The organism is Roseovarius nanhaiticus (genome assembly GCF_900156535.1).
GTDB classification, from domain to species: Bacteria; Pseudomonadota; Alphaproteobacteria; order Rhodobacterales; family Rhodobacteraceae; genus Roseovarius; species Roseovarius nanhaiticus.
The window spans coordinates 473,553-486,394 of sequence record NZ_FTNV01000003.1 but is presented as its reverse complement, the minus strand read 5'-3'; the positions used below and the strand labels follow the sequence as shown (position 1 = coordinate 486,394).

At 60.2% G+C, this 12,842-nt stretch carries 8 protein-coding genes and 1 tRNA gene; 3 read left to right on the top strand and 6 right to left on the bottom strand.

The annotated features are described in order from the left end of the window. The 4 genes from BW975_RS15460 to BW975_RS15440 all read right to left on the bottom strand — a co-directional run bounded on the left by BW975_RS15460 (position 1) and on the right by BW975_RS15440 (position 6,277). Positions 1-2,679 (bottom strand): DpnII family type II restriction endonuclease, encoded by a 2,679-nt coding sequence (locus tag BW975_RS15460; RefSeq protein WP_083687140.1) that lies wholly within the window; start codon positions 2,677-2,679, stop codon positions 1-3. A gap of 164 nt (positions 2,680-2,843) precedes the next feature. After that, positions 2,844-2,918 (bottom strand) — tRNA-Asn (locus tag BW975_RS15455). A 1,375-nt stretch (positions 2,919-4,293) separates the two neighbouring features. Beyond that, positions 4,294-5,250, bottom strand: coding sequence for a lipoyl synthase (gene lipA / locus BW975_RS15445; protein WP_076535191.1), 957 nt, complete (start codon positions 5,248-5,250; stop codon positions 4,294-4,296). A 79-nt stretch (positions 5,251-5,329) separates the two neighbouring features. After that, on the bottom strand, positions 5,330-6,277 hold the full coding sequence (locus BW975_RS15440) for a hydrogen peroxide-inducible genes activator (RefSeq protein ID WP_076535190.1): 948 nt from the start codon (positions 6,275-6,277) through the stop codon (positions 5,330-5,332). 167 nt (positions 6,278-6,444) lie between these two features. Here BW975_RS15440 and katG point away from each other — a divergent pair, with 167 nt between their 5' ends. Together katG and BW975_RS15430 are read left to right on the top strand one after the other, a co-directional pair. Beyond that, on the top strand, positions 6,445-8,631 hold the full coding sequence (gene katG, locus BW975_RS15435) for a catalase/peroxidase HPI (RefSeq protein WP_076535189.1): 2,187 nt from the start codon (positions 6,445-6,447) through the stop codon (positions 8,629-8,631). Positions 8,632-8,744: 113 nt separating this feature from the next. Beyond that, the gene (locus tag BW975_RS15430) at positions 8,745-9,470 is read left to right on the top strand and encodes a VIT1/CCC1 transporter family protein (RefSeq protein WP_076535188.1); all 726 of its coding nucleotides are present in this window, start codon (positions 8,745-8,747) and stop codon (positions 9,468-9,470) included. On the opposite strand, the gene BW975_RS15425 is transcribed toward BW975_RS15430, so the two are convergent. Next, the gene (locus BW975_RS15425) at positions 9,467-10,594 is read right to left on the bottom strand and encodes a DUF6456 domain-containing protein (protein ID WP_092746238.1); all 1,128 of its coding nucleotides are present in this window, start codon (positions 10,592-10,594) and stop codon (positions 9,467-9,469) included. The genes BW975_RS15430 and BW975_RS15425 overlap by 4 nt on opposite strands. Before the next feature lie 275 nt (positions 10,595-10,869). Here BW975_RS15425 and BW975_RS15420 point away from each other — a divergent pair, with 275 nt between their 5' ends. Beyond that, positions 10,870-11,172: a DUF6477 family protein gene (locus BW975_RS15420; RefSeq protein ID WP_076535186.1), complete on the top strand. Its 303-nt coding sequence runs from the start codon at positions 10,870-10,872 to the stop codon at positions 11,170-11,172. 27 nt (positions 11,173-11,199) lie between these two features. Here BW975_RS15420 and BW975_RS15415 read toward each other — a convergent pair whose 3' ends face one another. After that, positions 11,200-12,747: a trimethylamine methyltransferase family protein gene (locus BW975_RS15415; protein WP_076535185.1), complete on the bottom strand. Its 1,548-nt coding sequence runs from the start codon at positions 12,745-12,747 to the stop codon at positions 11,200-11,202. Between the last annotated feature and the right edge of the window lie 95 nt (positions 12,748-12,842).

Below are 12,842 nucleotides of genomic sequence, written 5' to 3'. Positions count from 1 at the left end.
TTATTTCCTTGTCGATAAAATGCTTGCGTTTTCAGATGCACCAAAATGCGTCAGCGCTTCAGGGAGCCAATCAGCTCTCAACTTGAAAAGATTATCTTCAACTTCAAGAATTCCGTACAATTGAAGCATACGCAGCGCTGTCTCGAACTCGTCCTCGAGAACATCTGCGTGTTCGCTTCTTGCCACGTCCCTTAGCTGTGCCTTTTTCTTTGAGGCGGCCCCAAAGCTACGAGCGATAGCGCGCTCTAAACTGTTTGCTTGCCCGAGGTAGGTGGAAACGTAGTGCTCGGCGTAATCAAACGAATGCGCCACCTTCATAACGTCATCCGCATCGATGGAGTATGAAGTATTGTGGCGCCCGACTTCTAAATTTCGAATTAGCCGATCCCCTAGAAACTGAACGAGCTGTGGATGTCCGCTCGTGAACCGCCATACCAGTTCAGATGTCTCACTTCGTTGTGGTAGGTCAATGCCAAGACCGCTTAGAGGTATCAGCAGTAGTTCAAGCGCGTCTTTGCGCGGTAATTGAGTTAATTGAATGGGGCGGCAGAAATTCCAATGGGGAGACTGCGGGTCCCAAAGTTTCTTTGATATTACTCGTTCACCAGTAAAAACGAACTGTGCTGCCCCAGATTGCGATATTGATCGACATGCTCGGAAGAAGGCCTCCGGTACGGAGTTTTCGTCGTGTTGCATATCCCAAAGTAGGAGCTGGTCGATCTCATCCAGCAAAATAACAACCGGGTCTTCTGACCTCTGCCTGAGCTGTTGCACTAGGTCGGTCAAGTGGTTGGGGGAGAATTCACCAGGAACAGAAACATGCCAATCGCGTTGCGCCAAGTTTGCGAAGTCCTGCCAAGTACGAACGGTCTGGCAGTCAGTGAAAAATGGGGAGAAATTGGCGTCCTTCAAATCTTCGCGCAAACGTCTGAGTAGCGACGTTTTGCCTATCCGTCGACTTCCAAGGATCGCGACACTGTTCGTACTAATAGTGGCGAGCGTAGCTGCTGCTTCTTGCTCTCGACCGAAGAACATTCTGCTGGGCGTTGCATTAGAAAGAACAAACGGACTGACCTTGGACAAGTCTGCTTGTCCCAAAAGCTCGTCCACGAAAAGTGCGCGCGGCGTCGAAGATTTGCTCGCTTTTTTCAGCTGCGCTGGGGATAAAACAATTATGCTAACTGGGCGTAACGACTGCATCCGTCTATGCTCTTCTAGGTCAGGTGCACGCAACTCCTCCGAAAGAATGAGCACAGAAAAGCGAGCATCGTGGGCGAACTCCATCGATTTTGCTGACGCGGCTTGTGCCAAACTGTTGTCAAAGTCGTTTCCTGTTGCCTTGACAAAGAGCTTCTGTGGAAAGGGGGCAACCTTGTCAATTTCCACTATGGCGTCACAGTCGCCGTTCGAATTTTTTATTTCGATTTCGTCTGCGCTCATGAGGAACGAGAACAGCTTAACGGCTAATTCGGGCTCAAACGATGTCTCTAAATTGATCGCCGACTGCACATGTTCACGGTTGTCCCACTCTAGGTGTGTGCCGTCAAAGGACATTCGAATGGAAAGGTCCCGATGCACTTCAGCAAATTTAGCCATCGCAAGCGTAGCTTCCTTGCTCCCTAGAGGCAGATCTGAAGCATTAACTTCTCCTCGCTCATTTAACGCAGCATCAATTAGCCGATCGACTGCAGCGCTCTCCAAGGGAGCAATCTCTGGTTCAGTACTCGCCGCCAGCAAGGCGTCGACCAATTCGCCATCTCCTGCCTGTCGGATAGTCATGGGGAATCTGACACCTTCGAAAAGCGCTTGGAGCGCTCTTGGTGAAGCATCTTGAAAACCTGGGCCGTCAGCAATTAAGACTAGCGACATGCCAAGTTCGCGCAAATTCCTTTGTAGGGTAGGATAAGTTACCGAGAGTTCACGCTGCTGGCGGCCTCCTGACTGCTGTTGAAAAACCGTGGCGATACCCGCAATCGGCCTTTGGCCTTGCATAATAACGTGATCTAAGAACCTCGCCACCGATGAGTGCCGTAAAACACTAGTGCCTGCACTGCGCAGTTGTTCTTCACAATGATCGTTGGCTATCGAAACTGCTTTCTTGACAAGCCCCGAAACGCTTTTCTCGAACTGATTTCCAGAACGAAATCGGCGCTTGAAGCTGTCTTTATAGATTTCGGCAACTCTCAACTGATCGCTGATACGAGAATTCTCAGTAAAGAGTTCAGAGTAACCGATTGTTGTCAGGTTCTTAGCTAGACGCTGCCGCTGTGTAGGTTCCGTTGGAACCCTTTCTGGAAGTCCCCACTTTTCAATCTGCGAACCTGAAGCATTGAACGCCAAAAGCGAAAGCAAAAGTGGATAGGTTGCTGGCTTCTCGGACAAGTGTGATGCCAACGCTTCGTAGCTTAAGTTCCCATGGTCAACAAAATCTTGAAGATCAGCGATAGCTCTAGTTTGCTGTGACATCTCGCGCGAGACTGCACCCCAGTCGACAAAGTCTGTTGGAGACAAGAGGCTTGAGACGACAGAGCTTCTGAAGTCATCAATTCGTTTTTCCAAGTTGGTCATGGCACTTACGAACTTCGCCTCATGGTTTCGGTCTGCTCTTCCCCCTAATATCTGATCTTTTTGCAACGCACCATTGCCTTGATCCAGTCTCATTGGCTCGACGAGGATCAACTCAGAACAGCACTCAGGTATTTCTGTGGACTATTGTTGCTCTCAGGAAGCCGAACTCCCAAAAGTTACCGAAGCTAACCGCTGCGCTGCGGCCTATTTGTGTCCTACCATGGTGCGAGGAGCAGAAAGGGCTCAGCGATTGCTCGCCAAGCCCTTGAAACTTATGGCTCCGGCGGTAGGGATCGAACCTACGACCAATTGATTAACAGTCAACTGCTCTACCGCTGAGCTACGCCGGAACACGAGGTGCCGTATAGCAATGGGGTTTGGCGGCGTCCAGAGGGTTCTTGGCAAAAAAGTGCATCAAATTCCCAAAGTACCAGAATGGCGTTTCGGTATCTGCGTGGCCTCCGTGTGAGTACGTCCGACGCGCTGGCAGGGCAGACCATAAGAACCGTCGGCACTGCGGTTACCGCTTGATCCGGCGCTCGTCCCTCATGTGCGTAGAATTGCTTGCATCGGGCTTGGATTTGAAGCCAACGCTGAAGCGAGTAGGAAGAGGCTGAGAGGCGGTCATATGCAATCTCCCCAACGGCCTGGAGGACCTCCCAGCCTCGCAGTATCTAAACCTTGGAATCAAGGTTAAGCGCCGCTCGTGGCAGGTCGTGAGCGCTTGAAGGTCGATGGCATTTCCGAAGTTTTCAAGCGGTATATCCCCTGCTACCCCTTCCCTAAAAGGCTTTAAAGACAAGGGCGGCATGCGTCTCAAACCTGTGTTGTCGGTCCGGCAGCGGGTAAGGATAGAGTACAGAACGCAAAGGCAGGCCGCACGAGTTGCGCGCTCGTGTCGAGGCGTATCGATCGCATCCCTGATTACAAGCGCACACTGATTGCTTGGACCATCGCGCGGCCTCTGCTTGACGCTTTGATGTATTTTGAGCGGCCCGCGTCAGAATATGCCGCGCTGCGAGATAATCAAGACACGACGACTCGTCTGGCTACTGCCTCGACCGTTTCCATACGAGTGCCGTCAGAAACACGACCAAGACACCGGATACCGCCGAAAGAATACGCCTCGTCAGCAAGTCCGGGGATACAGGTGAATGCGCAAAGTCAATCATCTGCGCCACCAAACCGACAGTTGTGCATAGCGAGAGAAACGCAATCATTTGAGCGATCGATTTCTCCGCTTGCGCGCAAGCGCGCCGGATCGCGTCAACAAGCTCGGTCGTGGCTGACTCAACGGACTCCACCGCTGTCATGGTCGCTTCGTTATACCGCTTTCAGGTTTTGCCGATAAGACCACTGCTTGACCGCCGCGATGTCCAGCCGTGAAAAAAAGATGGCAGAGCTCAAAACTATTCGCATGCCAGCCCCCGTCTGATCGTGTCACGCAACCAATGGTTACCGGGGTGCGCACTGGGAAGTTCAGCTGTCAAGCGCAAGCCAGGCGGACCAAGATCGGCTCGGGCGCTCATCGCAGAGCGGCACGCTCCGCACCTCCTTCGAGCAAACCTGAACCTTGCCAGCATTTGCAACGGCGCCCGCGCGGATATCGTCAATTGCGAAGAGGTCTGTCACTGCCCGAAGGGTCGTTTTCAAGCACCGCCGTCGGGTAATCTGCGCTCGGGCGCGAGTCCGCGCGGCTTTTATGAGATCGTCAACTGAGCGACCTCAAACCGCCTTGGCCAGCCGGGCAAGCCGCGCCTCGCGCAAGCGTGCGAAATCGTCGCCCGCGTGATAGGACGAGCGGGTGAGCGGCGTGGCCGACACCATCAAGAATCCTTTGCCGAACGCGGCCTTCTCGTAGGCCTTGAATTCGTCGGGCGTGACGAAACGGTCCAGCACATGGTGCTTCGGCGTCGGCTGAAGGTACTGACCGATGGTGAGAAAATCGATATCCGCCGCACGCATGTCATCCATCACCTGATGCACCGCCGCGCGCTCTTCTCCGAGGCCGACCATGATGCCGGACTTGGTGAAGATCTCGGGATCCATCTCCTTGACGCGCTGCAAGAGGCGCAGGCTGTGGAAATAGCGCGCGCCGGGGCGCACGGACGGATAGAGACCAGGCACCGTTTCGAGATTGTGGTTAAAAACATCCGGCTTGGCATCGACGACGATTTGCAGGACCGACGGGTCGCAATGCAGGAAATCGGGCGTCAGGATCTCGATCGTGGTGCCTGGGCTGCGGTGGCGAATGGCGCGGATGGTCTGCGCGAAATGCTCGGCTCCGCCATCCTCGACGTCGTCTCGGTCGACCGAAGTGATGACGACGTGGTTCAGGCCCAGCTTTTGCACGGCATCGGCGACGCGGCCCGGCTCGAAAACGTCCAGATCCTCGGGCGGCTTGCCGGTGGCGATGTTGCAAAAGGTGCAGGCGCGGGTGCAGACCTCGCCCATGATCATCATGGTGGCGTGGCCCTGGCTCCAGCATTCGCCAACATTGGGGCATCCCGCCTCTTCGCAGACGGTCGTCAGATTGTTGTCGCGCATGATGCGGGCGGTTTCGGCATAGCCCTGCCCCCCCGGCGCCTTGACGCGAATCCAATCCGGCTTTTTCGGCTGCGCATTATCGGGGCGCCGTGCCTTTTCAGGATGGCGCTGGCTGGGGATTTTCAGATCACGCACGAACGGGTCCTCGCGAATGGTGTTGGCAATTGGTGTAAGTATAGGCCTTGCAGCGGCAAGTTGCCAGTATAGCGGTGCGTCATTGCGGCCCACCAAGACCGCCAGGCGATTGCGCCGCCGCCGTGATGCCGCGGCCGACCTCCGTCAGAACGCCCGCAAGCTGCGCAAACCACCCCTCACCCGCGGTCGAGGCGCGCCGGACGAGGCAAATGCTGCGCTTCGGCTCGGGTGCGGCAAAGCGCATCAGGCGGATTCCGGACGCGCCGCGCAGCTCGGCCTCGGCGGCGAGTTCGGGCATCAAGGTAAGCCCAAAGCCCGCCGCCACCAGACGCGAAAGCGTGGCGAGGGACGACGCGCCCATGTCGATCCGTGCATGGCCCCTGCCCCGCCTGCACGCCTCCAGCGCCTGATCGGTCAGGCAATGGCCGTCTTCGAGCAAAAGCAGTTGTTCGGCGCCCAGATCGTCGGGGCGCAGTGTGCGCACCGCACTGGTCAGACTGCCCAGTCGCGCAGCGCTGCCCGCCAGCAGAAACCGGTCATCGAACAGCGTCTGCGCCTCCAGACCCGCCACATCCACGGGCAGCGCCATGACGCCAGCGTCGATGCGGCCCGCCAGCAGATCATCGGTCAAGCGGTCCGTCCGCGCCTCCTGCACCTGAACGTCGAGCGAGATGTCACCGCTGCGCAGCCGCTCCAGCGTGCCGGGCAGGATATAGGGCGCGATGGTGGGAATGAGCCCCAGCCGCAGACGCGACGGCAGCCCGCCATGCCAGCGCGCGGCCTCCTCCATGGCGCGCACGCCCTCTCCCACCGTCTCGGCATGGGCCAGCATGCGCCGCCCGAAAGGCGTCAGGACGACATCGCGCGCGCGCCGCTCGACCACCGGCTGGCCCAGCGTGCTTTCCAATTCGCGGATCTGCACCGAAAGCGCGGGTTGCGACACGGCCATTGCGGCGGCAGCCCGTCCGAAATGGCGATGCTCGGCCAGTGCACGGAAATATGCCAACTGGCGCAAGGAAATCGCCATAACCCAATCCTATCACAACAAGAAGAAACTGTAATTTGCATTTATGGCAACCAGCGGTCATGTTCAACCTAGAATGATTCCAGACGCGGTCACTTGGTGGCCCGCTGACCCACGGACATCAACAGACGCGCCACAGCAAATGCGCGCACCAAAACAAGGAGCTTCTCATGGACGGCGCACTCAAATGCCCCTTCAACGCCAAGAAAAAACGCACCAATCGTGACTGGTGGCCCGACCAGCTGCAGATCAGTGTCCTGCACCAGCATGGCCGCAGCCCGAACCCGTTGGAGCGGGAATTCAACTACGCCGAGGCGTTCAAGAAGCTCGACCTCGACGCGGTCAAGGCCGATCTGCACGCGCTGATGACCGACAGCCAGGACTGGTGGCCCGCCGATTACGGCCATTACGGCCCGCTTTTTATCCGCATGGCGTGGCACGCGGCCGGCACCTACCGCGCCGCTGACGGGCGCGGCGGCTCGAACACCGGCAACCAGCGCTTTGCGCCGCTGAACTCGTGGCCCGACAACGGCAACCTCGACAAGGCGCGCCGCCTGCTTTGGCCGATCAAGAAGAAATACGGCAACAGCCTTAGCTGGGGTGACCTCTTCATTCTCACCGGCAACGTCGCAATCGAATCGATGGGCGGTCCCGTCTTTGGCTTTGGCGGCGGGCGCGAGGATATCTATTCGCCCGAGGAGGACGTACATTGGGGCGCCGAGACCGAATGGCTGGCCACATCGGACAACGACAACAGCCGCTATTATGGCGAGCGCGAGATGGACAACCCCCTCGCCGCCGTCCAGATGGGCCTGATCTACGTCAACCCCGAAGGTCCGGACGGCAACCCCGATCCGGTCGCATCGGGCTATGACATTCGCCAGACCTTCACCCGCATGGGCGTCAATGACGAGGAAACCGTCGCGCTGGTCGCAGGCGGGCACACGTTCGGCAAGGCGCATGGCGCAAATGACCCCATCTATCAGGGCCCCGAGCCCGAGGCGGGCGACATGGCCGACATGGGCTTTGGCTGGAAAAACTCGAACGAAAGCGGCATCGGCGCGCATACGCTGACCTCGGGAATCGAGGGCGCGTGGAAGCCCAAGCCGACGACTTGGGACATGGGCTATTTCGACGTGCTGTTCGACAACGAATGGGTGCTGACCAAGAGTCCGGCAGGCGCGCAGCAATGGACGCCGCGCGATCCCAAGCCCGAGCATATGGTCGTCGATGCGCATGATCCCGAGAAGTTCCATCCGCCGATGATGACCACCGCGGACCTCGCGATGCGTTTTGACGCGGAATACGAGAAAATCTCGCGCCGGTTCCACAAGGATCCCGAAGCTTTCGCCGATGCCTTCGCCCGCGCCTGGTTCAAGCTGACCCACCGCGACATGGGTCCGAAATCGCGTTATCTGGGCAAGGACGTCCCGGCAGAAGATCTGATCTGGCAGGATCCGATCCCCACCGCCGATTACGACATGATCGACGACGCGGACATCAAGGCGCTGAAATCGCAGATTCTGCAGAGCGACCTCAGCGTCAGCGATCTGGTCTTCGTGGCTTGGGCATCGGCTTCGACCTTCCGCGGCTCTGACAACCGTGGCGGTGCCAATGGCGCGCGCATCCGCCTTGCCCCGCAAAAGGACTGGGCCGGCAACGAGCCTGCTCGTCTGGCCAAGGCTTTGGACGTCTATGAGGGCATCAAGGCCGATTTCGACGGCAAATCCGGCTCCAAGAAGGTCTCGATCGCGGATCTCATCGTGCTGGGCGGCGTTGCGGCCATCGAAAAGGCAGCGGCGGATGCGGGCCACAAGGTCGATGTGCCGTTCACGCCGGGCCGCACGGATGCCACAGCCGAGCAAACGGATGTCGAGAGTTTCGATCTGCTCGAGCCGGTCTATGACGGCTTCCGCAACTACCAGGACAGCCGCTACACCATGAATGCCGAGCATTTGCTGGTGGACCGCGCACAACTTCTGGGGCTGAACGCGCCCGAGATGACCGTGCTGGTCGGCGGCCTGCGCGCATTGGGCGCCGTGCATGGCGATCATTGCCATGGCGTTTTGACCACACGTCCCGGCCAACTGACGAACGACTTTTTCGTCAACCTGCTGGACATGGACATCGAGTGGAAATCGACCGACGAGGCGCAATCCGCGTTTGAGGCGAAAGACCGCAAGACGGGCGAGCAGCGTTGGACCGGTACGCGCGCGGATCTGGTCTTCGGCTCGAACTCGCAGCTGCGGTCTGTTGCCGAAGTCTACGCGCAGGACGACGCCGGCCCGCGCTTCGTGCGCGACTTTGTTGCCGCTTGGACCAAGGTGATGGAGGCGGACCGCTTCGATCTGAAGTGATCCAAGCGCAGCGTGAACATCAAGGCAAAGAGCGGGCCATGGCCCGCTCTTTTCGTGTGGCACAAGGCAGCCTTGGCGCGCAATAATGAAGCGCGGGGCAACAAGGGCATTTCATGGACTGGCAGGAACATCGGCGCGAGGCACATGCGCTTGGACGAATGCAGGAATTTCTCAAGCAGATCGTCTATGGCGGCAATGACGGCATCGTCACGACCTTCGCCATCGTCGCAGGCTTTGCTGGCGCGCAGGCCGATGGCGTCGCGCAGATCGGCGGCGTTGCGGTTCTCGTCTTTGGCCTTGCTAACCTCTTTGCCGACGCGGTCAGCATGGGGCTGGGCGAGTTCCTCTCGACCCGCTCGCAGCACGATCTTTATCGCAACCGCCGCGCCAGCGAGATGCGCGAAATTGTCAGCGACCCCGAGCATGAGCGCATGGAGCTCTTCGAGATCCTGCGCCAGCGCGGCGTGCCCGCAGGGGAGGCGGACACGCTTACCACCATCGTCGCGCGCCATCCTGAATTGATGGCCGATCTGATGATGACCTACGAATTCGGCATGCTCGATCCGGACGAGGACAGCCCGGCCCTGTCGGGCTTTATGACGTTTCTGTCCTTCGTCATCTTCGGCTCGGTCCCGCTGATCCCCTATTTCCTGCTCGATCCGACAAGCGAGACCTTCTGGCTGTCGGTTGCCGCCACGGGCGCCGCGCTGGTCGCGCTGGGGGTCGTGCGGTGGAGCGCAACGGGCGAGCGTCTGGTACGCACCGTGGGCGAGACGGTGCTGGTCGGCACCGTCTGCGCGCTGGTGGCCTTTGGCGTGGGCGCCATTGTAGGCGGCTAGCCGATCATGCCGCCCGCCTCGCCCAGGCTGTCATAGTGGCGCTTCAATCGCTGCAGCGCGATGCGCAGCACGATCTTGCCCGAGCGCGCGGACCAGCCCATGCGTCGCTCGGCCTTTTCCAGCCCCTCCAGATGACAGCAGCAGCGCAGCGCGATATCGCCCAGGCCGGGCCCCAGATCATGCAGCGCTCCCTCAACCCGGCGGCGCGCCGCCTCAAAGCCGCGCGCATGCCCGCCGGCAGGATCGCCGCCACCCGCCGTGGTCAGGAACCGGCTCCAATCCTGCGTCACGCGCGGGCCCATCTGGCTCAGCTCGAAATCCTCGCGCAGACGCTCGCCCGCACGCACCAGATCTTCGGGGATAAAACGTGTCCCGTCCCGGTCGCGCCGCCGGGCCAGGGCCAACAAAGGGCTTTCGTTGGCCGAGTACCGCACACGGCGCGGCGCCGAGACCTCCTCGCGGGCGCTGAAAGGTGCTTGCGCATCGGCAAAGCCTGAGGCGCGGTTTTCGGCCTCGGCCAAGAGGCAGCCAAGCGCCGCGCGCCCCGCCTTGGTGATGTGATAGCGCGCCAACCGGCCAGGCGCATCGCAGGCAATCCAGCCCTTGAGCGCCATCGCCTCGGCCACTGCGCGGTCGACAACGGCGGTGCGGGTTGGATCGGCAGCGCCATCGCCGCGCACGACGACGGCTTTCTCCATCTGGGCCGCCACGGCCAGGACGGCCCCCGGCTCGGCCAGACGGCGCAGGATGCGGCCTGCCTCGGCGGTCAGCTGGGCCTCGGTCACGCCGGCCACGTCGCCGCCGACTTCTTCGCTTGCCTGTGCTGTCCGGCTGTCCTTGTGGTCGAATTTCGTCTGGGCGGTCATGGCAGTCTCCTGATCCAGGGGACCGGTCTCGTCTCGCGCCGCGACGCGGCATCCAAGACGCCGCAGCGCCTCATCAACCATCGGATCGTCGCGGCGGGTTTCGAACTGGCGAATGCGGCGCAGAATTGTCGAGGCGTGACAGCCCGTTTGCCGTGCCAAAGCGCGGATCGACGACCCCTGCTCGGTATGAGCGAGGTAAAGCCTCGCCCCATGCGGCACCCAAGACGGCACGCATTGCGCGCCGACGCTATCCCTCACGCTACCCAAGATATCTACCCTTCATTTGCCTTTTTCGCAGCGATTGCGCAGGGATCCCACCCTACGGTTCGCCGGTTATCCACAGACTTATCCACGTCTTTGAATGCAACCTAAGCGAGAAAACGTTACCGGTCCGTTAATTGTCAACGGTTTGGCAACATTGGTTGCTAATGCGTAAACAAACGGGAACCGGAGCGCGCGCTGTTGAGGTCAATTGCGCAACACCCGCCATAGTTGTGCCATGAAAAGGTCGCAATTCAGTTCGGAGACACCCCATGCACGACATTCTCAAAGCCCTCGATACCCTGCGTCGCCCACGCCTCTTGATCCGCGCGGCGCGCATCGGCGCGGCCGAATACCGACGCGAGGCGCATCTGCGCCGCCATTTCGGCTATGGCACATTGCCGCGCAGCGCTGCGGCGTTGGCGCGTCTGGTAGAAATGGAAGAGGCGCTGAATGATCAGCGCAAGACTGGCACCAACGGGTTCTCGGGCGGCTATTCTGCCACACGCCATGTCGAGATCCTGATCGCCATGATGGGCGAGGCGCGGATTCTGCGCAGCACCCGCGCGGCCTGATCGCCAGGCCGCGCGGGCGGTCTTGTCTTACATGAAGGCGTCGGGCATCGACGCCTTCTTCTTGGCCACGAATTCATCCAGCGCATCAGTGATACCCTGGTCCAGCGCCGGGCGCTGGTAAGTGTCCAACATCCGGTGCATGCGCAGATTGGCGAGCGTCATGGTATCGCGTGCGCCCTCTTCATCCCAAGTCTCGAACGGCTTGTAATCCAGCAGCTCGGTACGCCAGAACGCGTCCTTGAAGTTGGCCTGCGTGTGCGCGCAGCCCAGGAAGTGCCCGCCGGGACCGACCTCGCGCAGCGCGTCCATCGCCTGCCCGTTCTCGTCCCACTGCACGCCGCGCGCCAGATTGTGCAGAACGCCCAGTTGGTCCGCATCCATCACGAACTTCTCGAAACCGGCGACCAGACCGCCCTCAAGCCAGCCACAGCTGTGCAGCATGAAGTTCACGCCGCCAAGGAGCACGGCATTGAGCGTATTGGCCGATTCGTAGGCCGCCTGCGCATCGGGCAGCTTGGAGCCGCACAATGCCCCACCCGAGCGGAACGGCAGGTTCATCCGGCGCGCCAGCTGGCCCGCGCCATAAAGGATGTGGCTCGCTTCGGGCGTGCCGAAGGTGGGCGCGCCCGAGTTCATGTCGATCGAGGTGACAAAAGCGCCGAAGATCACCGGCGCACCGGGACGCACCAGCTGGCTATAGGCCACGCCCGCCATCACCTCGGCCAGAACCTGTGTCAGCGTGCCGATCACCGACACGGGCGCCATGGCGCCGCCGACGATAAAGGGCGAGATGATGCAAGCCTGATTGTTCGCCGCATAAACCTCGAGCGCGCCCATCATCACGTCGTCGAAGGTCATCGGCGAATTGACGTTGATCAGCGACGTCATCACCGTGTTGTCCTGCACGAATTGCTCGCCAAAAAGGATACCGCACATATCGACGCTATCCTGCGCGCGGCTCGCTTCGGTGACCGAGCCCATGAAGGGCTTATCCGACAGGGTCATATGGGCATAGAGCATGTCCAGATGCCGCTTGTTCACGGGGATATCCGTCGGCTCGCACACCGTGCCGCCCGACATGTGAAGCCATTTGGACATATAGCCCAGCTTCACGAATTTGCGGAAATCATCCATCGTCGCATAGCGCCGGCCACCTTCCATGTCGCGCACGAAGGGCGGGCCATAGACGGGCGCCGTCACCAGCGTCTTGCCACCGATCTCGACATTGCGCTCGGGGTTGCGCGCGTGCTGTGTATAGCGGCTGGGCGCGGTCGCGCACAGCTTGCGGGCAAGGCCTCGGGGGATGCGCACACGCTCGCCATCGATCTCGGCGCCCGCCTCGCGCCAGCGCTCCAATGCGGCGGGGTTGTCGACGACATTGACGCCGATCTCGGCCAGAACGGTCTCGGCATTGCGCTCGATGATCTCCAGCGCCTCTTCGTTCAGCAGTTCGTAATTGGGGATGTTCCGCTCGATGAATTTGGCGGTCTCGACGCTGACGGCGGTCCGCTCGGCGCGGCGTGCGGCCCCGCCGCCCCCGCGTGTGCGCCGACCGGCTGCTGCTGCTTCTGCCATGATAATACCCCTCGCAATACTGAAAGGCCCCGAGTCCAGGGCCAAGTGATGGCTTCTCATATCGCAGTGCCAAGCTGCGCCGGCGGCGATTTGCG

Excerpts from the sequence above, each read along its gene's own strand:
- BW975_RS15415 (WP_076535185.1), bottom strand. The coding sequence starts at position 12,747 with ATGGCAGAAGCAGCAGCAGCCGGTCGGCGCACACGCGGGGGCGGCGGG.
- katG (WP_076535189.1), top strand. The coding sequence starts at position 6,445 with ATGGACGGCGCACTCAAATGCCCCTTCAACGCCAAGAAAAAACGCACC.
- BW975_RS15430 (WP_076535188.1), top strand. The coding sequence starts at position 8,745 with ATGGACTGGCAGGAACATCGGCGCGAGGCACATGCGCTTGGACGAATG.
- BW975_RS15440 (WP_076535190.1), bottom strand. The coding sequence starts at position 6,277 with ATGGCGATTTCCTTGCGCCAGTTGGCATATTTCCGTGCACTGGCCGAG.
- BW975_RS15420 (WP_076535186.1), top strand. The coding sequence starts at position 10,870 with ATGCACGACATTCTCAAAGCCCTCGATACCCTGCGTCGCCCACGCCTC.